This window comes from Streptomyces lasiicapitis (genome assembly GCF_014646335.1).
GTDB lineage: Bacteria > Actinomycetota > Actinomycetes > Streptomycetales > Streptomycetaceae > Streptomyces > Streptomyces lasiicapitis.
The window spans coordinates 270,063-295,036 of record NZ_BMNG01000005.1 but is presented as its reverse complement, the minus strand read 5'-3'; the positions used below and the strand labels follow the sequence as shown (position 1 = coordinate 295,036).

Annotated in this window: 21 protein-coding genes and 1 pseudogene; 16 read left to right on the top strand and 6 right to left on the bottom strand. The window is 72.0% G+C overall.

Annotation, left to right across the window (positions count from 1 at the left end; translation table 11 throughout):
* Positions 1–193 precede the first annotated feature (193 nt).
* Complete coding sequence (locus tag IEY91_RS12940) at positions 194–1,717, top strand: 3-hydroxyacyl-CoA dehydrogenase (protein ID WP_189174053.1); 1,524 nt, start codon at positions 194–196, stop codon at positions 1,715–1,717.
* On the top strand, positions 1,714–2,340 hold the full coding sequence (locus IEY91_RS12935; RefSeq protein WP_164322824.1) for a TetR/AcrR family transcriptional regulator: 627 nt from the start codon (positions 1,714–1,716) through the stop codon (positions 2,338–2,340). The genes IEY91_RS12940 and IEY91_RS12935 overlap by 4 nt, the downstream gene beginning before the upstream one ends.
* Here the strand turns inward: IEY91_RS12935 and IEY91_RS12930 are convergent.
* A complete protein-coding gene (locus tag IEY91_RS12930) occupies positions 2,337–2,837 on the bottom strand; it encodes an Lrp/AsnC family transcriptional regulator (protein WP_189174052.1) in 501 nt (166 codons plus the stop codon). The genes IEY91_RS12935 and IEY91_RS12930 overlap by 4 nt on opposite strands.
* 191 nt (positions 2,838–3,028) lie before the next feature.
* Here IEY91_RS12930 and pdhA (IEY91_RS12925) point away from each other — a divergent pair, with 191 nt between their 5' ends.
* The 9 genes and pseudogenes from pdhA (IEY91_RS12925) to IEY91_RS12885 all read left to right on the top strand — a co-directional run bounded on the left by pdhA (IEY91_RS12925) (position 3,029) and on the right by IEY91_RS12885 (position 14,140).
* The gene (pdhA, locus tag IEY91_RS12925; protein WP_189174051.1) at positions 3,029–4,192 is read left to right on the top strand and encodes a pyruvate dehydrogenase (acetyl-transferring) E1 component subunit alpha; all 1,164 of its coding nucleotides are present in this window, start codon (positions 3,029–3,031) and stop codon (positions 4,190–4,192) included.
* Positions 4,189–5,193, top strand: coding sequence for an alpha-ketoacid dehydrogenase subunit beta (locus tag IEY91_RS12920; protein WP_189174050.1), 1,005 nt, complete (start codon positions 4,189–4,191; stop codon positions 5,191–5,193). Before pdhA (IEY91_RS12925) ends, IEY91_RS12920 begins: the two co-directional genes overlap by 4 nt.
* On the top strand, positions 5,193–6,788 hold the full coding sequence (locus tag IEY91_RS42345; RefSeq protein WP_189174049.1) for a dihydrolipoamide acetyltransferase family protein: 1,596 nt from the start codon (positions 5,193–5,195) through the stop codon (positions 6,786–6,788). Before IEY91_RS12920 ends, IEY91_RS42345 begins: the two co-directional genes overlap by 1 nt.
* Before the next feature lie 195 nt (positions 6,789–6,983).
* Positions 6,984–8,249 carry an NTP transferase domain-containing protein gene (locus IEY91_RS12910; RefSeq protein WP_229696915.1) on the top strand — a complete coding sequence of 422 codons (1,266 nt, stop codon included), beginning with the start codon at positions 6,984–6,986 and terminating at the stop codon, positions 8,247–8,249.
* A 596-nt stretch (positions 8,250–8,845) separates the two neighbouring features.
* Positions 8,846–10,264 (top strand): annotated as a pseudogene (locus IEY91_RS41765) (molybdopterin molybdotransferase MoeA); the annotation flags it as partial.
* A 284-nt stretch (positions 10,265–10,548) separates the two neighbouring features.
* A complete protein-coding gene (locus IEY91_RS12900; RefSeq protein WP_189174046.1) occupies positions 10,549–11,628 on the top strand; it encodes a potassium channel family protein in 1,080 nt (359 codons plus the stop codon).
* 101 nt (positions 11,629–11,729) lie between these two features.
* Positions 11,730–12,722: an NAD(P)H-quinone oxidoreductase gene (locus IEY91_RS12895; protein ID WP_189174045.1), complete on the top strand. Its 993-nt coding sequence runs from the start codon at positions 11,730–11,732 to the stop codon at positions 12,720–12,722.
* 180 nt (positions 12,723–12,902) lie between these two features.
* Positions 12,903–13,445, top strand: coding sequence for a hypothetical protein (locus IEY91_RS12890; protein ID WP_189174044.1), 543 nt, complete (start codon positions 12,903–12,905; stop codon positions 13,443–13,445).
* A gap of 155 nt (positions 13,446–13,600) precedes the next feature.
* Positions 13,601–14,140: a bacterial proteasome activator family protein gene (locus tag IEY91_RS12885; protein ID WP_164322808.1), complete on the top strand. Its 540-nt coding sequence runs from the start codon at positions 13,601–13,603 to the stop codon at positions 14,138–14,140.
* Positions 14,141–14,225: 85 nt separating this feature from the next.
* Here IEY91_RS12885 and IEY91_RS12880 read toward each other — a convergent pair whose 3' ends face one another.
* Together IEY91_RS12880 and IEY91_RS12875 are read right to left on the bottom strand one after the other, a co-directional pair.
* Positions 14,226–14,687, bottom strand: a complete 462-nt coding sequence (locus tag IEY91_RS12880; protein WP_164322806.1) for a carboxymuconolactone decarboxylase family protein — start codon at positions 14,685–14,687, stop codon at positions 14,226–14,228.
* Between the two features lie 153 nt (positions 14,688–14,840).
* Positions 14,841–16,469, bottom strand: coding sequence for a protein kinase domain-containing protein (locus IEY91_RS12875; RefSeq protein ID WP_189174043.1), 1,629 nt, complete (start codon positions 16,467–16,469; stop codon positions 14,841–14,843).
* 374 nt (positions 16,470–16,843) lie between these two features.
* On the opposite strand from IEY91_RS12875, the gene IEY91_RS12870 reads away from it, so the two are divergent.
* A complete protein-coding gene (locus IEY91_RS12870; protein ID WP_189174042.1) occupies positions 16,844–18,448 on the top strand; it encodes a protein kinase domain-containing protein in 1,605 nt (534 codons plus the stop codon).
* A 21-nt stretch (positions 18,449–18,469) separates the two neighbouring features.
* On the opposite strand, the gene IEY91_RS12865 is transcribed toward IEY91_RS12870, so the two are convergent.
* A complete protein-coding gene (locus tag IEY91_RS12865) occupies positions 18,470–18,880 on the bottom strand; it encodes a pyridoxamine 5'-phosphate oxidase family protein (RefSeq protein WP_164322800.1) in 411 nt (136 codons plus the stop codon).
* A 148-nt stretch (positions 18,881–19,028) separates the two neighbouring features.
* Positions 19,029–19,688, bottom strand: a complete 660-nt coding sequence (locus IEY91_RS12860) for a response regulator (RefSeq protein WP_306309893.1) — start codon at positions 19,686–19,688, stop codon at positions 19,029–19,031.
* Between the two features lie 359 nt (positions 19,689–20,047).
* Between IEY91_RS12860 and pdhA (IEY91_RS12855) the strand changes: the two genes are divergently transcribed.
* From pdhA (IEY91_RS12855) to IEY91_RS12845, 3 genes are read left to right on the top strand one after another with little or no spacing between them, the layout of a single operon-like run.
* Positions 20,048–21,304, top strand: coding sequence for a pyruvate dehydrogenase (acetyl-transferring) E1 component subunit alpha (gene pdhA / locus IEY91_RS12855; RefSeq protein WP_189174040.1), 1,257 nt, complete (start codon positions 20,048–20,050; stop codon positions 21,302–21,304).
* Between the two features lie 2 nt (positions 21,305–21,306).
* Positions 21,307–22,287, top strand: coding sequence for an alpha-ketoacid dehydrogenase subunit beta (locus IEY91_RS12850; RefSeq protein ID WP_164322795.1), 981 nt, complete (start codon positions 21,307–21,309; stop codon positions 22,285–22,287).
* 10 nt (positions 22,288–22,297) lie between these two features.
* Positions 22,298–23,731, top strand: coding sequence for a dihydrolipoamide acetyltransferase family protein (locus IEY91_RS12845; RefSeq protein ID WP_189174039.1), 1,434 nt, complete (start codon positions 22,298–22,300; stop codon positions 23,729–23,731).
* Positions 23,732–23,826: 95 nt separating this feature from the next.
* Here IEY91_RS12845 and IEY91_RS12840 read toward each other — a convergent pair whose 3' ends face one another.
* Positions 23,827–23,994 carry a hypothetical protein gene (locus IEY91_RS12840; protein ID WP_189174038.1) on the bottom strand — a complete coding sequence of 56 codons (168 nt, stop codon included), beginning with the start codon at positions 23,992–23,994 and terminating at the stop codon, positions 23,827–23,829.
* A 407-nt stretch (positions 23,995–24,401) separates the two neighbouring features.
* Here IEY91_RS12840 and IEY91_RS12835 point away from each other — a divergent pair, with 407 nt between their 5' ends.
* Complete coding sequence (locus IEY91_RS12835) at positions 24,402–24,797, top strand: hypothetical protein (RefSeq protein WP_189174037.1); 396 nt, start codon at positions 24,402–24,404, stop codon at positions 24,795–24,797.
* Positions 24,798–24,974 lie beyond the last annotated feature (177 nt).

The following is a 24,974-nucleotide window of genomic DNA, read 5'->3' as shown; positions in this document are numbered from 1 at the left end:
GGGACCAACTCCTCGTCGAGCCAGCTCTCCTTCGAGCCGGCGAGCTGGGCAGGGACTGTGCGGGAACGGCTGGACAGAGCTAGAGTAACCGAACGATCGGTCGGTACAAGGGGGTCTGCCGAACCTGTGGAAAACCTCCCCTCCGGCCACCCCGAGCCCCTGGCCGAGACCCCTGTGCGGGAGGATCGCGAGCATGACAGCACTCGATCTCAGCAGCCCCGTTGCCGTGGTCGGCACCGGCACCATGGGCCAGGGCATCGCCCAGGTCGCGCTGGTGGCGGGCCACCCCGTGCGGCTGTACGACGCCGCGCCCGGCTTCGCGAAGACGGCGGCCGCCGCGATCACCGCACGCCTGGACCGCCTCGTGGAGAAGGGCCGCGTCGACGCGGCCGCCCGTGACGCCGCCGCGGGCCGCCTGCGGGCCGTCGAGAGCCTCGCCGAGCTGTCCGGGTGCGAGCTCGTCGTCGAGGCGGTCCTGGAGCAACTGGACGTCAAACAGCGCCTGTTCCAGGACCTGGAGGAGGTCGTCGGCGACGGCTGTCTGCTCGCCACGAACACCTCGTCCCTGTCCGTGACCGCCGTCGGGGGCGCCTTGAAGCACCCGGGGCGCTTCGTGGGGCTGCACTTCTTCAATCCCGCGCCCCTGCTGCCCCTGGTGGAGGTCGTCAGCGGCTTCGCCACGGACGAAACGGCGGCCACGCGCGCGTACGACACCGCGAAGGCCTGGGGGAAGACCCCGGTGCGCTGCGCCGACACCCCCGGCTTCATCGTCAACCGCATAGCCCGGCCCTTCTACGCCGAGGCGCTGCGCGTGCACGAGGAGCGGGCCGCCGACCCCGCGACGATCGACGCGGTCCTGCGCGAGTGCGGCGGCTTCAGGATGGGCCCCTTCGAGCTCACGGACCTCATCGGCCAGGACGTCAACGAAGCCGTCACGCGCTCGGTGTGGGAGTCCTTCTTCCAGGACCCCAAGTTCACGCCGTCCCTCGCCCAGCGACGCCTCGTCGAATCCCGCCGCCTGGGCCGCAAGTCGGGCCAGGGCTGGTACGCGTACGGGGACGGCGCCGAGAAGGCCGAACCCCACACCGCCGAGCCCCAGGCGGCGCCCCGGTCCGTCACCCTGCACGGCGAGCTCTTCCAGGCCGCCGCGCTCATCCCGCTCATCGAGGCCGCGGGCGTACGCGTGGAACGCGGGCAGCCCGGTGACTCCGGGCACCCGGACTTCCCGGGCTGGATCGAGCTGCCCGGCGGCACGCGTCTCGCCCTGGCCGACGGCTCGTCCCCCGACACCGCGGCGCAGCCCACGATCCAGTTCGACCTGGCGCTGGACTACGGGACGGCCACCAGGATCGCCCTCGCCCCGGCGGCCCGCGTGAGCCAGGAGGCGCTCGGCTCGGCGGTGGGCCTCTTCCAGGCGCTCGGCAAGCGGGTCAGCGTCGTACGCGCCACCCCGGGGATGATCGTGGCCCGTACGGTCGCGATGCTCGTGGACTTCGCCCACGACGCCGTCGCCCGGGGCGTGGCCGACGCGGACGACATCGACACCGCGATGCGCCTGGGCGTCAACTACCCGCGCGGACCGCTCTCCTGGGGTGCGGACCTCGGCCTGTGCTGGGTGACCGAGGCCCTGGACCACCTGCACGACGAGTACCCCACGGGGCGCTACGCGGCCTCCCAGGGGCTGCGCGCCGCCGCCGCGAAGGAGGACCACGCATGAACGCCCGGCGTGACACCTACACCCCGGAGACCCTCCTCGACGTCGCCGTGCGGGTCTTCAACGAGCGCGGCTACGACGGCACCTCCATGGAGCACCTCTCCAAGGCGGCCGGCATCTCCAAGTCGTCGATCTACCACCATGTGGCGGGCAAGGAGGAGCTGCTGCGCCGCGCGGTGAGCCGGGCGCTCGACGGCCTCTTCGGGATCCTCGCCGAGGAGCACGCGCGCGTGGGCAGCGCGGTGCGGCGCCTGGAGTACGTCACGCGCCGCACCGTCGAGGTCCTGGTCGCCGAGCTGCCCTATGTGACGCTGCTGCTGCGCGTGCGCGGCAACACGGACACCGAGCGGTGGGCGCTCGAGCGGCGCAGGGAGTTCGACCACGAGGTCGCCGAGCTGCTCAAGGAGGCCGTCGCGGACGGCGACCTGCGCTCGGACATCGAGCTGCGGCTCGCCACCCGGCTGCTCTTCGGAATGATCAATTCCATTGTGGAGTGGTACCGCCCGGAGGCCCGCAACGCGGCCAATGGCGCGCAAGTCGCCGACGCAGTCGTGCAGTTGGCGTTCTCAGGCCTCCGTGCGGACGGCCTGCCCGCTGTCGCGGACCTCCAGCCCGACACGCTCTAGCCCTCCACCTCCAGGTCGTCCTCCTCGAAGACCAGCAGCGTGCGCGTGCTGAGGACCTCGGGCATGGCCTGGAGGCGGGTGAGCACCAGCTCGCGCAGCGCGCGGTTGTCCGGTGTGTGCACCAGGAGCAGTACGTCGAAGTCGCCGCTGACCAGCGCGATGTGGGACGCGCCCGGCAGGGTCCGCAACTGCTCGCGGACCGTACGCCAGGTGTTCTGGACGATCTTCAGGGTGATGTACGCGGACGCGCCCTGGCCGGCCCGTTCGTGGTTGATGCGGGCGCCGAAGCCGCGGATCACGCCGTCGTCGATGAGGCGGTTGATCCGCGCGTAGGCGTTGGCCCGCGAGACGTGCACACGTTCGGCCACGGCGCGTATCGACGCGCGACCGTCCGTGTGCAGTATCTGCAGGATGTCGCGGTCGATGGGGTCGAGCGGGCGCGGCTGTGGTTCCGGACGGCCCGCCTCGTTCCCTTCGGCCATTCGTTCAGGTGCCATGTCCCCCCGCCTCCTTACCATGGACGTACTGCGTTCATCTCAGGCTGTGGAGAACCGTTTGTCCACAGCCTGGAGGTGCCTGTAGCCAAAATGTGCCGACGACCGAACAATCGGTAGGTGAGGCGCATCACACCGGCGTGCCTCTGTTGCCGCTCCCACGAGGAGATCGCTTCCCCCCAGGAGGTGCCGTCATGACGGTCATGGAGCAGCGGGGCGCCTACCGGCCCGCCCCGCCCCCCGCATGGCAGCTCAGGACCGACCCCGCGCCGCTGCTGCCGGACGTGGAGCCGTATCGCGTGCTCGGCACCGAGGCCGCCCGCAAGGCGGACCAGGAGCTGCTCCTGCGCCTCCATGGCGAGCTGGTGCGCGGCCGCCGTTACAACACGCAGGCGACCGCTCTCACCAAGCAGGGGAGGCTCGCGGTCTATCCGTCGAGCACCGGCCAGGAGGCGTGCGAGATCGCCGCCGCGCTGGCCCTGCGCGCGCAGGATTGGCTGTTTCCCAGCTATCGCGACACCCTCGCGGCGGTCGCCCGCGGCCTGGACCCGGTGGCGGCCCTCACGCTGCTGCGCGGCGACTGGCACACCGGGTACGACCCGCGCGAGCACCGCATAGCCCCCTTGAGCACCCCCCTTGCCACCCAGCTCCCGCATGCCGTGGGCCTCGCGCACGCCGCGCGCCTCAAGGGCGACGACGTGGTCGCGCTCGCCATGGTCGGCGACGGCGGCACCAGCGAGGGCGACTTCCACGAGGCGCTCAACTTCGCCGCCGTCTGGCAGGCGCCGGTGGTCTTCTTCGTACAGAACAACGGCTTCGCGATCTCCGTGCCGCTCGCCAAGCAGACGGCCGCACCGTCCCTGGCCCACAAGGCCGTCGGGTACGGAATGCCGGGCCGCCTGGTCGACGGCAACGACGCGGTCGCGGTGCACGAGGTGCTCTCCGAAGCGGTGCGCCGCGCGCGTGAGGGCGGCGGCCCCACGCTCGTCGAGGCCGTGACGTACCGGATGGAGGCGCACACGAACGCCGACGACGCCACGCGCTACCGCCAGGACGCCGAGGTCGAGGCCTGGCGCGACCACGACCCGGTGCTGCTCGTGGAGCGCGAGCTCACCGCGCGCGGGCTGCTCGACGAGGACCGCAGGAGCGCGGTGCGCGAGGACGCCGAAGCGATGGCCGCCGATCTGCGGGAGCGCATGAACCGGGACCCCGCCCTCGACCCCATGGACCTGTTCGCGCACGTGTACGCCGAGCAGACCTCCCAACTGCGCGAGCAGGCGGCCCAGTTGCGGGCCGAGCTGGAGGCCGAGAACGAGTCCGACGGCGGCGCCGGTCAGACGGACGGAGCGGCCCGATGACCACTGTCGCCGTGAAACCGGCCACCATGGGGCAGGCGCTCGGACGCGCGCTGCGCGACGCGATGGCCGACGATCCGTCCGTGCACGTCCTCGGTGAGGACGTCGGCACGCTCGGCGGGGTCTTCCGGGTCACCGACGGGCTCGCCGAGGAGTTCGGCGACGACCGCTGCACGGACACCCCGCTCGCGGAGGCGGGCATCCTCGGGGCGGCGGTCGGCATGGCGATGTACGGGCTGCGGCCCGTCGTCGAGATGCAGTTCGACGCGTTCGCGTACCCCGCCTTCGAGCAGTTGATCTCGCATGTGTCGCGGATGCGCAACCGCACCCGGGGCGGGATGCCGATGCCGATCACCATCCGGGTGCCGTACGGCGGCGGGATCGGCGGCGTCGAGCACCACAGCGACTCCTCCGAGGCGTACTACATGGCGACGCCGGGGCTGCACGTCGTCACGCCCGCCACCGTCGCCGACGCCTACGGCCTGCTGCGTGCCTCCATCGCCTCCGACGACCCGGTCGTCTTCCTGGAGCCGAAGCGGCTGTACTGGTCCAAGGCCGACTGGAACCCGGACGCGCCCTCGGCCGTTGAACCCATCGGCAAGGCAGTGGTGCGGCGAGCGGGCCGCAGCGCCACGCTTCTGACGTACGGCCCGTCCGTGCCCGTCTGCCTGGAGGCCGCCGAGGCGGCGCGGGCCGAGGGCTGGGACCTCGAAGTCGTGGACCTGCGCTCGCTGGTGCCCTTCGACGACGAGACGGTGACCGCTTCCGTGCGGCGCACGGGTCGCGCGGTCGTGGTGCACGAGTCGGGCGGCTTCGGCGGCCCCGGCGGGGAGATCGCCGCCCGCGTCTCGGAGCGGTGCTTCCACCACCTGGAGGCGCCGGTGCTCCGGGTCGCCGGGCTCGACATCCCTTATCCGCCGCCGATGCTGGAGCGGCACCACCTGCCCGGCGTCGACCGGATCCTGGACGCGGTGGCACGGCTGCAGTGGGAGGCGGAGAGCTGATGGCACAGGTCCTCGAGTTCAAGCTGCCCGACCTCGGCGAGGGGCTCACGGAGGCGGAGATCACCCGCTGGCTGGTGCAGGTCGGCGACGTCGTCGAGGTGGACCAGCCGGTCGTCGAGGTCGAGACGGCCAAGGCGATGGTCGAGGTCCCGTGTCCGTACGGGGGTGTGGTGACGGCCCGCTTCGGCGAGGAGGGGACGGAACTGCCCGTGGGGGCGCCGTTGTTGACGGTGGCCGTGGGGACGTCTGCTGACGCTCTGGACGGCGTTGCCTCTGCGTCGGGCATCGGTGTGTCGTCCGCCCCGGCTGCCGGTGCGTCCGCCGCCCGGCCCGTGGACGCGGGTGCGTCCGGGGCCGGTGGTGACGAGGCTTCGGGCAACGTGCTTGTGGGGTATGGCACAGCGGCGGCGCCTGCTCGGCGGCGGAGGGTGCGGCCTGCGGGCGGGGGTGTCGGCGCGGGCGCGGGCGCTTCGGGCGCGGGTGGCGGTGTTGGCGCCGGGTCTCATGCCGGGGCGGCGGCCACTGCTGGGGCGGCGGCTGCTTCGAGGGCTCTGCCCGCTTCCGGGGCCGGGGCTGACGCGGCTTCTGCTTCCCTGCCGGACGGGCTTCCCGCGCGCGGGGACGGTCCGGTTCCGGTGATCTCCCCGCTCGTGCGGAAGCTGGCGCGCGAGAACGGGCTGGATCTGCGGGAGTTGGTGGGTTCCGGGCCGGACGGTCTGATCCTGCGGGCCGACGTGGAGGACGCCATGCGGGCCTCGGCGGCGGCGGTCGCGCCGATCGCGGGGCCGGCGTCGGCGTCCGCCGCGGCGCGGTCGGTGGTGCCGGGGATCGGGGCGACGTTCGGGGCTCCTGGGGCGACTGTGGCGACTGGGGCCGGGGTGCCCGCGGCGACCGGGGCTTCTGGACGAGGGACGCGGATTCCCCTGCGCGGTGTACGTGGCGCTGTCGCCGACAAGTTGGCGCGCAGCCGTCGTGAGATACCGGACGCGACGTGCTGGGTCGACGCCGACGCGACGGAGCTGATGGCCGCGCGTCGGGCGATGAACGAGGCGGGCGGGCCGAAGGTCTCGCTGCTCGCGCTCCTCGCCCGCGTCTGCACCGCCGCGCTCGCCCGTTACCCGGAGCTCAACTCCACCGTGGACATGGACGCGCGCGAGGTCGTGCAGCTTGACGAGGTGCACCTCGGCTTCGCCGCGCAGACCGACCGCGGGCTTGTCGTGCCCGTCGTGAAGGGTGCGCACGCCCGCGACACGGAGTCGCTCAGCGTCGAGTTGGCCCGGCTCTCGGAGGCGGCGCGGACGGGGAAGTTGACGCCGGGGGAACTCACGGGGTCCACGTTCACGTTGAACAATTACGGCGTGTTCGGGGTGGATGGTTCCACTCCGATCATCAACCACCCCGAGGCGGCGATGCTCGGCGTCGGCAGGATCGTGCCCAAGCCATGGGTGCACCAAGGGGAGTTGGCGGTGCGTCAGGTCGTCCAGCTCTCGCTCACCTTCGACCACCGGGTGTGCGACGGCGGTACGGCGGGCGGTTTCCTGCGGTTCGTCGCCGACTGCGTGGAGCAGCCCGCGGTGCTGTTGCGGGCCGTGTAGGCCCGAGCCTTCGTGGGGCGCGCCACGGGGGCGCCCCACGGGGGTGGCGTTGATCCCTCGCACGCCCATACTCGGGGGATGACCGCGCCCCCGCCCCCGCCGTCGGACCCCGACACCGACCACGTTGGCTCCACTGACCCCACTGCCCCCGGCGCTCCTGTCGATTCCGTAGGTTTCGTCGGTTCCGTCGACCCCGTGGGCACCGCTGTCCCGTTCGACGCCGTCGTGCTCGCGGGCGGGCGGGCCGCGCGGCTCGGTGGCGCGGACAAGCCGGGTGTGCGGGTGGGCGGCAGGGCCCTGCTTGAGCGGGTGCTCGCGGCGTGCGCCGGGGCGGGGACGACGGTTGTCGTCGCGGAGCCCCGGCCCACCGGGAGGCCCGTGGTGTGGGCGCGCGAGGAGCCCGTGGGCGGCGGGCCCCTGGCCGCGCTGGACGCCGGGCTGCGCCTCACCCGGGCCGACCTTGTCGTGGTGCTCTCCGCCGACCTGCCGTTTCTCCGGGAACAGACGGTGCGCCGTCTCGTCGCGGCGCTGTGTGCGGCCGAGGGCGCGGACGGCGCGGTCCTGACCGACCCCGAAGGCCGGGACCAGCCGCTGGTCGCGGTGTACCGGAGCGCGGCGCTGCGGAGAGGGCTTGGGGAGCTGGCGGAGGAGGGTGTGGGGGCGGCGGGTTCGGGGGGAGGTGGCGGTACTTCGCCGGGCTGGACTGCGGTGGGTTCGGGTGGTGGCGGTGCCCTGCCGGACGCGGCTGCCGTGGGTTCGGCGGGCAGCCGGGGTGCTCCGCCGGAGGGGGCGGTAGCCGACTCGATGGGTGGAGGTGCCCCGAAGGACGGGGCTGCAGCGAGTTCCGGCGGTGGCGGTGCTCCGTCGGGCGGGGTGGCAGACGGTTCGAGGGGCGGTGGTGGTGCGCTGCCGGGCGCGGTGGCAGCGGGTTCGGGCGGTGGGCGGGGTGCTTCGTCAGGTGGTGCGGGTGGTGTGCGTGGGCTCAGTGGGCTTTCGTTGCGGCGGCTTGTCGGGGGGCTCGAGCTGGTGCGGGTCGCCGACTCCCTCGCCGCGTTCGACTGCGACACCTGGGACGACATCGCCGCCGCCCGCGCGCGGATCAGGGAGCATGGGCACGTGTTGGATGAATGGATTACCGCAGTCAAGGACGAACTGGGCATCGAGCTCGACGTCGACACCGGCATCCTGCTCGACCTCGCCCGCGACGCCGCGCACGGTGTGGCCCGGCCCGCGGCGCCCCTGACCACCTTCCTCGTGGGGTACGCGGCGGCGCAGGCCACCGCAGGCGGGGGCGGGACGCAAGCCGTGGCGGACGCCGCCCGCAAGGCGGCTGCGCTCGCCGCCCGGTGGGCCGAGGAGGACCGGCCGGACGCCACCGGCGGGGCGCCCGCGCCGTCCGGCACGCACTCGCCCGACTCCGCCCCGGACGCCACCTCCACCACCAAGCCGGACTCCCCGTGAACGGGCAGCACGCGGCCGAACCCGAGCTCGACGAAGCACTCGCCCTCGCGAACGAGGACCGGGGCGGGGGCGAGCACGGCCTTGGCCGGCCGGGGTACGGGGAAGCCGCCGACGTGTCCGGCGCGGCGAGCGCACCTGGTGCACCCCGCACGCCTGGTGCGGCTGGCACGCCCGGTGCGTCCGGCACGCCCGGTGGGTCCAGCGCACCCGGCACACCCGGCGCACCTGCCGTGTCCGCCGCGCCCGGCACCCCTGGCGGATTCGGCACAGCCGGTGCACCCAGCGCACCCGGCACCGCCGCCCCGTCCAGCGCTCACCCCCCTAGGCCCGGAGCCCCGCGTCAAGCCCCCGCAGGACGCGCCAACCCATCCGGCGACCGGCAGAACGCGCCCGGCCGCCGACCCGACGCCAACGCCCCCGGCGACCCCGCCGCCCCCGGCACGCACTCCTCCACCACCCCCGGCGCACACCCCACCCCCCGCACCTCCGAAGGCCCAGCACCCGCCGCCCACACCACCCCCTGGCGCCAGGCCCGCTCCACCGCCCGCCACGCAGGCACCGCAGCCGCGACCGCGGCGGCAAAGGCCCCGCAAGCTCTGCAGGCCCCCCAGGCCCCCCAGGCCCCCCAGGCCCCCCAGGCCCCCCAGGCCCCCCAGGTCCCGCACACTCCCCAGGCCCCGCAAGCCCCCAAGGCCTCCCAACCCCCCAAAACCACCGCCCGCCCAGCGACCACCCCCCAAACCACCGTCACCCCCGCGAGCACCGCCGCCCACCCGGGCACCACCACTCACGCGACCACCTCCACCCACCCAAGCCCCGCCTCCCACCAGGGCACCCCCACCCACCCAAGCCCCTCCACCCACGCCCTCCCCCCAACCCCCCTCTCCCCAACCCCAACCCCCCTCCCCCAAACCCTCGGCCGCACCCTCACCACCCCCCTCACCGCCCTCACCGACCTCCCCTCCTTCGACACCTCCGCGATGGACGGGTGGGCCGTGGCCGGGCCGGGGCCCTGGGTGTTGTTGGACGGCGGGATCCTCGCGGGGCAGGACAGGCCCGGGCCGTTGGGTGACGGTGAGGCGGTGCGGATCGCGACCGGCGCCCGGATCCCGGGGGACACCACCGCGGTGATCCGCAGCGAGCACGGTCACGTCGACGGCAAGGGCCGGCTGCACGCCGAGCGCGAGGTCGTGCCCGGCCAGGACATCCGCCCACGCGGCCAGGAGTGCCGCGCGGGCGACCAACTGCTGCCCCCCGGCGCCCTGGTGACCCCCGCGGTCCTCGGCCTCGCCGCGGCCGCCGGGTACGACGCGCTGTACGTCGCCGCCCGCCCCCGCGCGGAAGTCATCGTCCTGGGCGACGAGTTGCTGACCGAGGGACTGCCCCAGGAGGGCCGCATCCGGGACGCGCTCGGCCCGATGCTGCCGCCGTGGCTGCGGTCGCTCGGCGCGGAGGTCACCGCGGTCCGGCGGCTCGGGGACGACGCCGAGGCGCTGTACGAAGCCCTCGCCACGTCCACAGCCGATGTCGTCGTGACGACGGGAGGCACCGCGTCCGGGCCCGTCGACCACGTCCACCCCACGCTGCACCGCCTCGGCGCCGAGCTGCTCGTCGACGGCGTCGCCGTACGGCCTGGTCACCCCATGCTGCTCGCCCGCCTCCCCTCCGGAGCCGGCGAGCGGCAGCGGCACCTCGTCGGCCTCCCGGGCAACCCCCTCGCCGCCGTCTCCGGCCTCCTCACCCTGGCCGAGCCCCTGCTGCGCGCGCTCGGGAGCCGTCGCCCGGCCCCGGAGCCGTACACCGCGCCCCTGCGCGACGACGTACACGGCCATCCGTACGACACCCGGCTCGTCCCGGTCACGCTGCGCGGGGAGTACGCGGTGCCGCTGCACTACAACGGCCCCGCGATGCTGCGCGGCATCGCGGCCGCCGACGGGCTCGCCGTGGTTCCGCCGCGTGGCGCGCGCAAGGGCGAGGAGCTGGAGATCCTCGACCTGCCCTGGACGGAACCGGGCAGAGCGTACGAGATGGGCGGAGTGGGTGGGATGGGCGGAAGCGGCCACCCCGGCCACCCCGGCCACCCCGGCCACCCCGGCCACCCCGGTCAGCCCGGCCACCCCGGTCAGCCCGGCCACCCCGGCCACCCCGGTCAGCCCGGCCACCCCGGTCAGCCCGGTCAGCCCAGCGAGCCCGGCCACCCCCGTCAGCCCAGCAACCCCGCCCACCACCCCCGCCAACCCAGCGACCACGACGGTGAGTTGGGCACCGGCGGACCCGCCGGCACCGGGGAGTGTTTCACGTGAAACTTCCCGGCCACGACGCGATCGCGCGCCAAGCCGACGAGCATTTGGTGACGTCTCGGGTCAAATTGCCCAAGCGCGTGATCGAGCGACCGCTGCGGCAGGTCGGCAGGCGGCTGCTGATGGCGTTGTTCGTGCTCTTCCTGACGATCCTCATCGTGTGGGTCGACCGCGAGGGGTACCACGACAACGCCAACGGGGAGATCGACTTCCTCGACGCCTCGTACTACGCCACCGTGACGCTCTCCACGACCGGCTACGGCGACATCGTGCCGTACAGCGACAGCGCGCGGCTCAGCAACATTTTCCTGATCACGCCGTTGCGTGTGCTCTTCCTGATCATCCTGGTCGGCACCACCCTCGAAGTGCTGACCGAACGCACCCGCGAGGAATGGCGGCTGTCCCGCTGGAGGTCCAACTTGCGTGACCACACCGTCGTCATCGGCTTCGGCACCAAAGGCCGGTCCGCGGTGCAGACCGTGCAGGCCACCGGCCTGAAGCCCGAGCAGATCGTGGTCGTCGACCCGAGTGCGAAGGCCGTCGAAGCGGCCACGGCGGAGGGCTTCGCCGGAGTCGTCGGAGACGCGACGCGCAGCGACGTGCTGCTGCGGGCCGAGCTGCAGCGGGCCCGCCAGATCATCATCGCGACGCAGCGCGACGACACGGCGGTGCTCGTCACGCTCACCGCGCGACAGCTCAACCGCCAGGCGAAGATCGTGGCCGCGGTGCGCGAGGAGGAGAACGCGCCGCTGCTGCGCCAGTCCGGCGCCGACGCCGTCATCACCAGCGCCAGCGCGGCGGGCCGACTGCTCGGGCTCTCGGTGCTCAGCCCGAGTGCGGGCCTGGTCATGGAGGACCTGATCCAGCAGGGCAGCGGGCTCGACCTCGTCGAACGGCCGGTGATAAAGGCCGAGGTGGGGCGGGGTGTGCGGGAGACGGACGACCTCATCGTCAGTGTCGTACGCGGCCATCGCGTCCTGGGGTACGACGATCCGGCGATCGGCGAGCTCCAGTTGACGGACCGTCTGATCACCATCGTCCGGGCGTCCCCGCAACCGGCAGCGCCGCAAGGCCGGTGACCGCGGTGGCCCGCGGACTGCGACGGCCCGCCGACCGCGACGGGCGCCACCGGCCGCCGCCGACCCGGTGACCGCGGGCGCCCGGGAGTAGCCTCGCTCGCATGTATGCGATCACGATCCCCGAACCCGGCGGACCCGAGGCGCTTCAGTGGGCCGAGGTCCCCGATCCCGTACCAGGTGAGGGCGAGGTCCTCATCGATGTGGCCGCCAGCGCCGTGAACCGCGCCGACCTGCTGCAACGGCAGGGGTTCTACGACCCGCCGCCCGGCTCGTCGCCCTACCCCGGCCTGGAGTGCTCGGGCCGCATCGCGGCGCTCGGCCCCGGTGTCGCGGGCTGGTCGGTCGGCGACGAGGTGTGCGCGCTGCTCGCGGGCGGCGGGTACGCGGAGCGGGTCGCCGTGCCCGCCGGGCAGGTCCTTCCCCTGCCGGACGGCGTCGACCTCGTGACGGCGGCGGCGCTGCCCGAGGTCACCTGCACGGTGTGGTCGAACGTGTTCATGGTCGCCCACCTGCACCCCGGCGAGACCCTGCTGGCCCATGGCGGTGCGAGCGGCATCGGCACGATGGCCATTCAGCTCGCGAAGGCCGTGGGCGCCAAGGTGGCGGTGACCGCCGGCGGCAAGGAGAAGCTGGCGGTCTGCGGTGAGCTGGGCGCCGACGTGCTCATCGACTACCGCGAGCAGGACTTCGTCGAGGAGATCCGGCGGGCCACGGACGGCGCGGGGGCGGACGTGATCCTGGACATCATGGGCGCCAAGTACCTGGACCGGAACATCCAGGCCCTCGCCGTCAACGGCCGCCTCGCCATCATCGGCATGCAGGGCGGCGTGAAGAGCGAGCTGAACATCGCCGCGCTCCTCGGCAAGCGCGGCGCCATCACGGCGACCTCGCTGCGCGGCCGCCCCGTGAGCGAGAAGTCCGCGATCGTCGCGGCGGTACGGGAACACGTGTGGCCGCTGATCGGCGCGGGCCAGGTCCGGCCGGTCGTCGACCGTGTCCTGCCGATGCGGGACGCGGCGGCCGCGCACCGGGTGCTCGAGGAGAGCGGGCACATCGGCAAGGTCCTCCTCACTCGCGAGCCGACCGCGACCTGAGCGGGCTCCACCCGCCGCGACGCACCCTGAAGCCTTCCTCCCCGGGCCGGGCGTCGCCGAGATGCCGGATGCGGCGCGTCATGTGACGCTGGCCGTACGCCCCTTGATCCTCGCGTGCGGCGCGGGTCCGGGCGTTCTGCGATCTCGGCGACGACCCGGCACCGGGAGGGGGTCAGCGCGGTGACATCACGGCTGCGGGGCGCGCTCCGCCGCGCGGCGCTGCCCGCGGTCCTCGCGGCGGCGCTGCTCCCCATCGGTGTCGGCAGCGGCACGGGCAGCGGCATCGGATTCGATTTCGGTACGTCGACGGCGTACGCAGCTACGACCGCCCCCACTGCCGTCACCGCGCTCACAGCCCCCGCCGCCCCCACACCCTCCGACCCGTCGCCCTCCCCCTCGGCCTCCGCCCCCTACTACGGCACCGGATCGCTGGCCGGAAGCCGTGCGGGCGAAGGGCGGCAGCGGCCCGGGCGGGCGGAGCCGGGGACCGTGCCCGACCCGGCTGTCTGGCGTCCGCTGCCACCCCCGCCCCGCGAGGTACGCCCGGAGCGGCCCAGGCCGACCCCCGTCCTGCCCCCGCCGCCCGGCACCGCCGACGCGCCACGGGAGCGGGCGGCCGAGGGCCCCGCGTTCCCGGGCCTGCGGGTGCTGCCGCTCGGCGCGGGCATGGTCCTGATCGGCTTCGGGCTCGGCTTCCTCGGCCTGCGGCTGCGCCGGGGCTGACCCGTCCGGCCCTGCTCGCAGGACACCCGCAGGACGAGGGAGCCGTCCCCCGGGTCGCCCCCTCGTGGACACGGCGAACGCCCCCGTACACGGTGGATCACCGTCCAATGGGGGCACCACGGAGGTGTGAGCAACAGGTGCGAGAGAATGGCGGCATGGAGATGCCGAGGAACGAACGGTCGCCGGAGAACCCCCAGGTCCTGGTCGTGGGCCAGGACGGAATGGCTCTCGGTGGCGGAGACGACGAGTCCCGCGAGGTCCCGGTGACAGACATGGTCGAGCAGCCCGCGAAGGTCATGCGCATCGGCAGCATGATCAAGCAGCTTCTGGAGGAGGTGCGGGCGGCACCTCTGGACGAGGCGAGCCGGGTGCGCCTCAAGGAGATCCACGCCAGCTCGGTGAAGGAGCTGGAGGACGGGCTTGCCCCCGAGCTGGTCGAGGAGCTGGAGCGGCTCTCGCTCCCCTTCACCGAGGAGACGACGCCGAGCGACGCGGAACTGCGCATCGCGCAGGCTCAGTTGGTGGGCTGGCTCGAAGGCCTCTTCCACGGGATCCAGACGACCCTGTTCGCCCAGCAGATGGCGGCGCGGGCCCAGTTGGAGCAGATGCGCCGCGCGCTGCCGCCCGGCGTGGGCGGTCACGAGGACGGCGAGGACGGCGGCATCGCGGGCCGCAGCGGCGGTCCGTACCTCTAAGCCGTCGGGAACGGCCCGTACGAGGCCACGTACGACGAAGGGGCCCGGCACACGACCTGTGTGCCGGGCCCCTTCACCGTGCGGCTCAGCCCCACTTCGTGCCGGCGGGCTCCTTGATCGTGGTGTTGATGCGGTTGAACATGTTCGTCACGCCGATGACAAGGATCAGGGCGGACAGCTCCCGCTCGTCGAAGTGGTCGGCGACCTCGTCCCACAGTTCGTCAGGGACGGACTCGGTGGAGCGGTCGGCGAGCCGGGTGACGCTCTCGGTCAGGGCGAGGGCGGCACGCTCGGCGTCCGTGAAGAAGGGGGCGTCGCGCCAGGCGGCCACGGCGGCGAGCCGCTCCGTGCTGGTCCCGGCCTTGACGAGGTTCTCGGTGTGGCCGTGGACGCAGGCGCCGCAGCCGTTGATCTGGCTGGCCCGCAGGCCCACGATCTCCTGGATCTCCTGGGAGAGGCCGCCGTCGTTGATGGCCTTGAAGAGGGTGCCGATGCCCTTGATGCCGTCGGGGAGGACGAAAGCCGGGTTCTTCATCCGTGCCTGCATGATCGTGTCCTTTGCGTCCGAGTGGGTGTTCGTCGCGGTGGCTGTGGCCCGGCCGGTGCCTCGCCGCCTTGCTTTCACTTCACTGACGGATGGCGCTAGGAGAATGTGACCGCTGCAGGAAAAAAGTTCTCGTGGGGCCCGTAGGACTTGGCGTCAGGCCGGATTGCCCGACGAGATGTCGAACTGGATGTCCACGTCCTTCGGGTCGATGTCCTCGCCCGCCTTGGGCACGGTCCGGATGACCGTGTCCTCGCCGAACGTGTTCTCGTCGACCTCGTTCTTGTCGTAGTGCCATCCGGCCGCCTGCAGGCAGGACAGCACCGAGCGCCAGTCCTTGTAGGCGAACTCCGGCATCTTGATCTTGTCCGGGTCGTTGTACGCGGTGTCCGGCTCGGTGCAGAGCGTCTTCTCGACGGTCTTCGTCCGGTCCGGGCCCCGGTGACCCGCCACCGGCTTCTTCGACTCCTTGCCGCCACCGCCGTCGTCGTCGCCCCCGCCGCTCAGCGTGACCGCGGCGATCACGCCGCCGATCGCGAGCAGGGCCACGACGATCGAGCCGATGATCACCGGCATGTTCCGCTTGCCGCCGCCCGAGTCGCGCCCGCCCGAGCCGCCGGACGGCATCGCCGCCGCGGGCTGCGGGGAGATGTTGTACGGAGGGGGCGTCTGGGACGCCTGGGGTGCGTACGCGTTCGTGGGTGCCGGAGTCTGGTAGCCCGGCTGGGGGTAGCCGTAGCCCGGGGTGGGGGCCGGGGTCGCGGGGCCGTAGGGACCCGGCTGGTACGGCGTGTGGACGCCGCCCGCGGCCGGCGCCGCGGTGTCGACCGGCGGGAACACCGCGGAGCCCACGCCCGCGCCGCTCGCCGTCTGGGTGCCGGGGACGATGCTCGGGGCCGCCGTCTGGAAGGACTGGGCGATCCGCAGGCACTCGTCGCGCATGGCCTCGGCGGTCGGGAAGCGCTCGTTCGGGTTCTTCTTCAGCGCGCGGGCGACGAGCGCGTCGATCGCCGGCGGAAGGGAACGGTTGATCGAGGAGGGAGCGACCGGCTCCTCCTGGACGTGCGCGTACGCGATGGCCAGCGGCGAGTCCGCCTCGAAGGGGAGCCGTCCCGTCACCAGCTGGAAGAGCATGATGCCGACCGAGTAGAGGTCGGAGCGGGCGTCCACACCGCGGCCGAGCGCCTGCTCGGGCGAGAGGTACTGCGGGGTGCCGACGACCATGCCGGTCTGCGTCATCGACGTGACGCCGGACTGCATGGCGCGGGCGATGCCGAAGTCCATGACCTTGACGACGTTGCGCTTGGTCATCATCACGTTGCCGGGCTTGATGTCGCGGTGGACCAGGCCCATCTCGTGGCTGATCTCCAGGGCCGCGAGCACATCGGCGGTGATCTTCAGGGCCTGGTCGGTCGGCATCGCGCCCTGCTGGCGGACCGCCGCGTCCAGGACCGAGCCGAGCGGCTTGCCCTCGACGTACTCCATGACGATGTAGGGCATGGTCGCCCCGCCCAGATCGTCCTCGCCGGTGTCGAAGACCGACACGATGTTCGTGTGCGTGAGCTTGGCCACGGCCTGGGCCTCGCGGCGGAAGCGCTCGCGGAAGGACTGCTCGCGGCCGAGCTCCGTGTGGAGTGTCTTGATCGCGACCTGGCGGTCGAGCACGGTGTCGTACGCGAGGTGCACCGAGGCCATGCCGCCCTCGCCGAGCAGATCGCGCAGCTGATAACGGCCGCCGGCCAGTGAACTGCCCGCGTACCGGCCCTGAGCGCCGTCCTGGCTCATGTCGTGCGTCCCCCATCGGCGCGGGCGCGAGACGGCGCCGCTGCTGTGACTGTGGCTAAGGGTGGCGACCGAAGACGTCTTGACGACGGTGATCGATCCGCTATTCCTGGCCAAGTCTGCCCGAGGGCAGTGCCACGTCAAGCTCGGTGCCCGTTCCGTGACCGTACGCGCAAGAAGCGTCTCGGAAGCGTTACAAGTTTGCCCGGTGGGGCCCCCGGCGGGTTTGATGGCCGGTCCACGTCGGACCGGGGGCCGCCGGGAAGGCTGTAGCGTGGCACGGCGGAGTACCCCGTACCGCTCTATCACGTATCCGGTACACGCTCCTCACACGACGGACCACGACGGACCACGATCAGAAACGACGGCGAGGACTGATGGCACAGACGCAGCGCGCTCAGGGCCCGTCCGACCCCGAGGCGACTGGCGGCGGCATGTCGGACTCGCCTGAGATGTGGGGCAACGGCGGACTTGTCGGCGACGGCCGGTACCGGCTGACCGGCAGGCTCGGCCGCGGTGGCATGGCCGAGGTGTTCGCCGCCGAGGACGTACGTCTGGGCCGCACCGTCGCGGTCAAGCTGCTGCGCTCCGACCTCGCCGAGGACCCGGTGTCCAAGGCCCGCTTCACGCGCGAGGCGCAGTCGGTGGCCGGCCTGAACCACCACGCGGTCGTCGGGGTCTACGACTCCGGCGAGGACCTCATCAACGGCAACTCCGTGCCGTACATCGTGATGGAGCTCGTCGAGGGCCGCACGATCCGGGATCTGCTGATCAACGCGGAGGCCCCGGGTCCGGAGCAGGCCCTGATCATCGTGTCCGGCGTGCTCGAGGCGCTCGCGTACTCCCACCAGCACGGCATCGTGCACCGCGACATCAAGCCCGCGAACGTCAGCATCACCCACACCGGTGCCGTGAAGGTGATGGACTTCGGCATCGCGCGCGCCCTGCACGGGGCGCAGTCGACGATGACGCAGACCGGCATGGTCATGGGCACGCCGCAGTACCTCTCGCCCGAGCAGGCGCTCGGCAAGGCCGTCGACCACCGCAGCGACCTGTACGCGACCGGCTGTCTGCTGTACGAACTGCTCGCGCTGCGGCCGCCCTTCACCGGCGAGACGCCGCTTTCCGTGGTCTACCAGCACGTCCAGGACACTCCGGTGCCGCCGTCGGAGGTCTCCGACGCGGCGCCGCCGGAGCTCGACGGGCTCGTCATGCGCTCGCTCGCCAAGGACCCGGACGACCGCTTCCAGACCGCCGAGGAAATGCGCGGCCTGGTCCAGTACGGCCTGCAGATGCTGGCCGAGCAGGGCAGCCACACCGGGACCTGGAACACCGGCCCGGTCGCGATGGCGGGCATGCACGAGGGCGCGCACACGCCCGCGATGGGTGTCGCCGGTACGGCCGCCATGCCGCACCCCGGCGATTCCGGCACGCAGCAGATCCCCGGGCCGATGCTGCGGCCCCCGGGCGGCGACGACGGCGGCTTCGACGGTGGTCACCGCGACGGTGGCCGCGGGCGCGGTCGCGGCAAGGTGTGGATCCTCGCCGTGCTCGCCGTCATCGCGATCGCGGCGGGCGTCGCCTTCGCGCTGTCCGCGGGCGACGACAACGGCAACAAGAAGGACAAGACCCCTACGACGCCGTCGACGAAGCAGTCGCAGGAGAAGTCGCCCAGCAAGAGCAAGGACGAGGAGACTCCCGACGGGGCCACGCAGCCCGGTGGGGACGGCAGCGGTGGGCAGACCGGGGGCGACTGGACCCGGCCGCCCACGCAGGACACCCAGCAGCCCACGCAGCCGACCGATCCTCCGACGGATCCGACCGACCCGCCGACCGATCCGACCGATCCGCCCACGGATCCGACCGATCCGCCCACCGATCCGACGGATCCGCCCACCGAGCCCACCGATCCGACGGATCCGCCGGACGACGGGGGCAACAACGAGGGTGCCGCCCAGGGCGGCGAGGGCGACACGGAGTGACTCGCGGGCCCGCGGCCGGTGTCACACGGCGGCGGGCACGCGATGGGTCAGGGTGTGGACCTTGGCCAGCTGCGGGTCCATGACCAGGTACACCGGGTCGTAGAGGGCGCCGTCCACGTGGTGGGGGGCCTGGCCGAAGAGGCTCAGCTCCGCGGCGGTCGGGCTGGCCGTCTCGCACTGGCCCACGAACTGGACGATCCACTGGCCGTCCCGCTCCGTCTCGGTGCCGAGATTGTCCGCTCCGTACGCGACGACGCTGCCCGCGCACGCCTGGTGGTAGCCCAGGCCCCGGTGCATGCGCAGCAGGATGCGGCCGTCGACGACGACGTGCCGCGCCACCGCGAGGAAGGGCAGCGCCCGCATGCTGGTCGCCACCCGGCCGTAGTCCGTGCGCCGCAGCAGTTCGTACGCGAGCTGTTCTTCGGTCGGCATGCCCCCACCCTGCGTCAGCGGCCCGCGCCGGAGGAAGAGCCGCCCGCCCCGGAAGAGGGGGCCATAAGTCCCGGACAAGACCTATTGGCGCCACTTGAGGCCCGTTGGTGCCGCTCGTGTGACGGCTCAGCGCCGCTCCTACGACGGTTCAGCGCCGCTCGGCCTGCATCCGCGCCACGTACGCCGCCGCCTGCGACCGCCGCTCCATGCCCAGCTTCGACAGCAGGCTGGAGACGTAATTCTTGATCGTCTTCTCGGCGAGGTGCAGTCGCTCGCCGATGACGCGGTTGGTGAGGCCCTCGCCGATCAGGTCGAGGATCTTGCGTTCCTGCTCGGTGAGGTTCGCCAGGCGGTCGTCGCCCTTGGCGTTGTTGCCGTCGCGCAGGCGCTCCAGGACGCGGGCCGTGGCGACCGGGTCGAGGAGGGACTTTCCGGCTGCGACGTCGCGTACCGCCGAGAGCAGTTCATTGCCGCGAATGGCTTTCAGGACATAGCCCGAGGCACCGGCCATGATCGCGTCGAAGAGGGCCTCGTCGTCGGCGAACGACGTCAGCATCAGGCATTTGATGGAGTCGTTCTGCGAACGGATCTCGCGGCACACCTCGACGCCGCTGCCGTCCGGAAGGCGCACGTCGAGGACCGCCACATCCGGCCGGGTGGCCGGAATGCGCACGAGCGCGTCCGCCGCCGTACCGGCCTCGCCGACGACCTCGATGTCGGACTCCACGGAGAGCAGCTCATGGACTCCGCGCCGGACGACTTCGTGATCGTCGAGCAGGAATACGGTGATTTTTCCTTCTTCGCGCACGCTGTCAGTGTCACACATCAACTCTTCCCGTGCCCTAGGTGGGCGGGATAACGTGCCGGTGTTCCGGCCCCCTGCCAGGCTGTGATCAGTGCCGTGACCAGGCTGTGTTTCCGCACCTCTCGATTTACTTGGATTTCCTAGCGGGATTTACTTGGAAATCCAAGCAAAATTGCAGGTCAGAGAAGGTTTCACAGTTTTGGGACGCACTGGGTAACGTGCTTGGAGAAGGGTGCTCGCCGGAGCAACTGTCACGCCTTGTCCCGGCTGAGCCGCACCCACCCCGTGCGACGGGCTGGAATCGGGCGAGCCGTACTGGCCTCCCGGTGGACCCCGGGGGCCGGACCGACGGAGGAGCACACGTGACCGTGGAAAGCACCGCCGCGCGCACACCGCGCCGCGCAGGCAGCGGCGGCAAGCGCGCAAGTGCGAGCGCCAAGAAAAGCACGAGCGCAGAGAAGGACGTCGCTCGGGGCAATGACGTCGCTCAGGGCAAAGAGGCCGCTCAGGGCGGTGAGCCCGAGCTCGTACAGCTCCTGACCCCGGAGGGCGTACGGGTCGAGAACGAGGCGTACGACAAGTACGTCGCGGACATCACTCCGGACGACCTCCGTGTCCTGTACCGGGACATGGTTCTCACCCGCCGCTTCGACGCGGAGGCCGTCACCCTGCAGCGACAGGGCGAGCTGGGCCTGTGGCCGTCGCTGCTCGGGCAGGAGGCCGCACAGGTCGGATCGGGCCGCGCGACCCGCGCGGACGACTACGTCTTCCCCACCTACCGCGAGCACGGCGTCGCCTGGTGCAAGGGCGTCGACCCGACGCTTCTGCTCGGCATGTTCCGCGGCGTGAACAACGGCGGCTGGGACCCCAACACCAACGGCTTCCAGCTGTACACGATCGTCATCGGCTCGCAGACGCTGCACGCCACCGGCTACGCGATGGGCGTGGCCAAGGACGGCGCCGACAGCGCGGTGATCGCCTACTTCGGAGACGGCGCCACCAGCCAGGGCGACGTGGCGGAGGCGTTCACGTTCTCCGCCGTCTACAACGCCCCCGTGGTGTTCTTCTGCCAGAACAACCAGTGGGCGATCTCCGAGCCGACGGAGAAGCAGAGCCGGGTGCCGCTCTACCAGCGCGCGCAGGGCTACGGCTTCCCCGGTGTCCGCGTCGACGGCAACGACGTGCTTGCCTGTCTCGCGGTCACCAAGTGGGCCCTGGAGCGGGCGCGCGCCGGCGAGGGACCCTCGCTGATCGAGGCGTTCACCTACCGCATGGGCGCGCACACCACCTCCGACGACCCGACGCGCTACCGCCGCGACGAGGAGCGGGAGGCCTGGGAGGCCAAGGACCCGATCCTGCGGCTGCGGGCCCACCTGGAGGCCGAAGGTCACGCGGATGAGGGATTCTTCGCGGAACTCGAGGCCGAGAGCGAGACGTTGGGCAAACGAGTGCGGGACGTGGTCCGGTCGATGCCGGACCCCGAGCCGATGTCGATCTTCGAGAACATCTACGCGGACGGCCACGCCCTCGTGGACGAGGAGCGCGCCCAGTTCGCCGCATACCAGGCGTCGTTCGCGGATGCACCTGTGAACGCCGCTGCGGGCGGGGAGGTCAACTAGCCATGGCTGTAAAGAAGTTGCCGATTGCGAAGGCGATCAATGAGTCCATGCGGGTGGCGCTCGACGCCGACCCGAAGGTCCTCGTCATGGGCGAGGACGTCGGCAAGCTCGGTGGCGTCTTCCGCGTGACCGACGGCCTGCAGAAGGACTTCGGCGAGGACCGGGTCATCGACACCCCGCTCGCCGAGTCCGGCATCCTCGGCACGGCCATCGGCCTGGCCCTGCGCGGGTACCGCCCGGTGGCGGAGATCCAGTTCGACGGCTTCGTCTTCCCGGCGTACGACCAGATCGTCACCCAGCTCGCCAAGATGCACGCGCGTGCCCTCGGCAAGATCAAGGTGCCCGTCGTCGTCCGCATTCCGTACGGCGGCGGCATCGGCGCCGTCGAGCACCACAGCGAGTCCCCGGAGTCGCTGTTTGCGCACGTCGCCGGCCTCAAGGTGGTCACGCCGTCCAACTCCTCGGACGCCTACTGGATGCTCCAGCAGGCCATCCAGAGCGACGACCCGGTGATCTTCTTCGAGCCCAAGCGGCGTTACTGGGACAAGGGCGAGGTCAACACCGACGCCATCCCGGACCCGCTGCACAAGGCCCGCACGGTCCGCGAGGGCACCGACGCGACCCTCGTGGCGTACGGCCCGATGGTGAAGACCTGCCTGGAGGCGGCCGACGCCGCCGCCGAGGAGGGCAAGTCCCTCGAGGTCGTCGACCTGCGCTCCATCTCGCCGCTCGACTTCGACACGGTGCAGGCCTCGGTCGAGAAGACCCGCCGCCTGATCGTGGTGCACGAGGCTCCGGTGTTCTTCGGCTCCGGCGCCGAGATCGCCGCGCGCATCACCGAGCGGTGCTTCTACCACCTGGAGGCGCCGGTGCTCCGCGTCGGCGGCTTCCACGCTCCGTACCCGCCCGCGCGGGTCGAAGAGGACTACCTGCCGGGCCTCGACCGGGTGCTCGACGCCGTCGACCGCTCGCTGGCGTACTGAGGAAGAGGTCGTGACAACGATGACTGACACCGCTTCGGCCGTCCGCGAGTTCAAGATGCCCGACGTGGGCGAGGGACTCACCGAGGCCGAGATCCTCAAGTGGTACGTCGCGCCCGGGGACACCGTCACCGACGGCCAGGTCGTGTGCGAGGTGGAGACCGCCAAGGCCGCCGTCGAGCTGCCCATCCCGTTCGACGGGACGGTCCGGGAGCTGCGGTTCCCGGAGGGGACCACGGTGGACGTGGGCCAGGTGATCATCACCGTCGGGGACCCGGGTTCCGCTCCGGAGGCGGCGGCCGCCGTCCCGGCCGCTCCGGTGGCGGACGACGAGCCCGAGGCGCCCAAGGGCCGCCAGCCGGTCCTCGTCGGGTACGGCGTCGCCGAGTCCTCCACCAAGCGCCGGGCCCGCAAGCCCGTGCCCGGCCAGGTGGAGGAGCCGCCCGCGTCGACGTACTACGCGGCGGCGGTGCAGGGCGAGATGAACGGCCACGCCGCGCCCGAGGCGGTGGCCCCGGCCCCCGCTCCGGCGGCCCCGGGCACCCGCCCCCTCGCCAAGCCCCCGGTCCGCAAGCTCGCCAAGGACCTCGGCGTCGACCTGGCGGCCATCACCCCGACCGGCCCCGACGGGATCATCACCCGCGAGGACGTGCACGCGGCGGTGGCGGCCCCGGCGGCGGCTCCCGCGGTGGTCCAGGCCCCGGCCGCGCCCGCGCAGGCCGCCGCCCCCGTGGCGGGCGGTGACGCCCGCGAGACCCGCATCCCGGTCAAGGGCGTCCGCAAGGCCACCGCGCAGGCGATGGTCGGCTCGGCCTTCACGGCCCCGCACGTCACGGAGTTCGTGACGGTGGACGTGACGCGCACGATGAAGCTGGTCGAGGAGCTCAAGCAGGATCGTGCCTTCGAGGGCCTGCGGGTGAATCCTCTGCTGCTGATCTCCAAGGCCCTGCTGCTCGCGATCCGCCGCAACCCGGACGTGAACGCCGCCTGGGACGAGGCCAACCAGGAGATCGTCCAGAAGCACTATGTGAACCTGGGCATCGCCGCGGCCACCCCGCGCGGCCTGATCGTGCCGAACATCAAGGACGCGCACGCCAAGACCCTGCCCGAACTGGCGGGCGCGCTCGGCGAGTTGGTCACCACGGCCCGCGAGGGCAAGACGTCGCCCGGCGCCATGCAGGGCGGCACCGTGACGATCACGAACATCGGCGTCTTCGGCATCGACACGGGCACGCCGATCCTGAACCCCGGCGAGTCCGCGATCCTCGCGGTCGGCGCGATCAAGCTCCAGCCGTGGGTCCACAAGGGCAAGGTGAAGCCCCGCCAGGTGACCACCCTCGCCCTCTCCTTCGACCACCGCCTGGTGGACGGCGAACTGGGCTCGAAGGTGCTCGGCGACGTGGCGGCGATCCTGGAACAGCCGAAGCGGCTGATGACCTGGGCGTAGTGCCTGCGCGGGTGCCGGTGCGGAGACCCGCACGGGTGCCGGTACGGAAAGGGAGGGCTCGGGTGTGTCCGTCGGACGCGTCCGGGCCCTCCTTCTCATTCCCCCGGTGAGGCCGAGACCGTGGCGTCTCCCGGCTTCTTCTTGTCGTCCTTGTCGTCATCGCCGTTGCAGCCGGTCAGCAGGGCGACCGCGAGAACAGCACCGAGTGCCGTGCAGAGCCAAGCGGTGAACGGACGCCGAGGACGTGCATGGGTTTCGGGCACGGGTAAATCCCCCTGATTGCCATGGGATTGGCGCTGTCGCGCCGTCCTGGTCGCGCCGACGATATCCACCCGTGGCCCGCTCCGGTCGGTGCGGGCAGCGACCCGCGGGCGCTTCGAGGCAGCGGGCAGCGGGGTTCCGGACACTGTCCGATGGACCCGGCGGACGGCCGTAGGGAAGCGGGCAGAGATCCACTGAATGCCAGAATCCAGGTCACAGCGCGGACGGTCTTGGAGCGGAAGCGCGCGTACCATCCGGAACCGGCAATTCATGCAAGTTTTCCGGACTTTCACACATTGACGAGTTCATTCGCACCTGCAATGGTTCCATCTCGCCGCCGGTGAGGCGGGCCCACCTCGCTTGGGGCGTCGAACGTTTCCGATCCGTCAAGTGAAAGGGAACCATCGGAATGCGCACCAGATCCATGCTCGCCGCTGCCGCTCTGGCCGGCGGCGCGGTGCTGGCCACCGTCATACCCGCCCAGGCCGAAGAAGCCGACGCGGGTGAGACCGTGCCGGCCGCAGCGGTTGTCCTGTCGCACAACTACCGCCACGCCGAGTACGACGGAAGCATCTACTACGTCACCGGCTCGTACGGCTGCGACAACTCCACCGACATCGACTGGTCGGTGGGCGACATCGTGAACTCGTGGAACGACAAGATCTCCTCGGTGAAGAGCTTCTCGAAGTGCACCAGCATGCTCCACGAGAACAACTATTTCAGGGGGGCGTCCCTGGGGTTCTTCAAGAACAGGCAGCACCTCGGTGACATGAACGACGAGACCAGCTCCATTCGACTGCGCTGACGCACCGGGGCCGCGTCGCCGTGTCAGGTGGCGCGGCCCTTCCCGACGGACGACAGGCCGTCGGAACCGGACCAGAGACAGGGGGCTCCTTGCTCATGTATCCCAAGGGTCGCTGGGCGGCCGTGTTAGGGGCGGTGGCCGTGACCGGGGCGCTCGTGTCCTGTGGTGGAGGATCTG

Excerpts from the sequence above, each read along its gene's own strand:
- IEY91_RS12920 (WP_189174050.1), top strand. The coding sequence starts at position 4,189 with ATGACCACTGTCGCCGTGAAACCGGCCACCATGGGGCAGGCGCTCGGA.
- IEY91_RS12940 (WP_189174053.1), top strand. The coding sequence starts at position 194 with ATGACAGCACTCGATCTCAGCAGCCCCGTTGCCGTGGTCGGCACCGGC.
- IEY91_RS12835 (WP_189174037.1), top strand. The coding sequence starts at position 24,402 with ATGCGCACCAGATCCATGCTCGCCGCTGCCGCTCTGGCCGGCGGCGCG.
- IEY91_RS12935 (WP_164322824.1), top strand. The coding sequence starts at position 1,714 with ATGAACGCCCGGCGTGACACCTACACCCCGGAGACCCTCCTCGACGTC.
- IEY91_RS12895 (WP_189174045.1), top strand. The coding sequence starts at position 11,730 with ATGTATGCGATCACGATCCCCGAACCCGGCGGACCCGAGGCGCTTCAG.
- pdhA (WP_189174051.1), top strand. The coding sequence starts at position 3,029 with ATGACGGTCATGGAGCAGCGGGGCGCCTACCGGCCCGCCCCGCCCCCC.
- IEY91_RS12930 (WP_189174052.1), bottom strand. The coding sequence starts at position 2,837 with ATGGCACCTGAACGAATGGCCGAAGGGAACGAGGCGGGCCGTCCGGAA.
- IEY91_RS42345 (WP_189174049.1), top strand. The coding sequence starts at position 5,193 with ATGGCACAGGTCCTCGAGTTCAAGCTGCCCGACCTCGGCGAGGGGCTC.
- IEY91_RS12850 (WP_164322795.1), top strand. The coding sequence starts at position 21,307 with ATGGCTGTAAAGAAGTTGCCGATTGCGAAGGCGATCAATGAGTCCATG.
- IEY91_RS12870 (WP_189174042.1), top strand. The coding sequence starts at position 16,844 with ATGGCACAGACGCAGCGCGCTCAGGGCCCGTCCGACCCCGAGGCGACT.
- IEY91_RS12875 (WP_189174043.1), bottom strand. The coding sequence starts at position 16,469 with ATGAGCCAGGACGGCGCTCAGGGCCGGTACGCGGGCAGTTCACTGGCC.
- IEY91_RS12865 (WP_164322800.1), bottom strand. The coding sequence starts at position 18,880 with ATGCCGACCGAAGAACAGCTCGCGTACGAACTGCTGCGGCGCACGGAC.
- IEY91_RS12880 (WP_164322806.1), bottom strand. The coding sequence starts at position 14,687 with ATGCAGGCACGGATGAAGAACCCGGCTTTCGTCCTCCCCGACGGCATC.
- IEY91_RS12885 (WP_164322808.1), top strand. The coding sequence starts at position 13,601 with ATGGAGATGCCGAGGAACGAACGGTCGCCGGAGAACCCCCAGGTCCTG.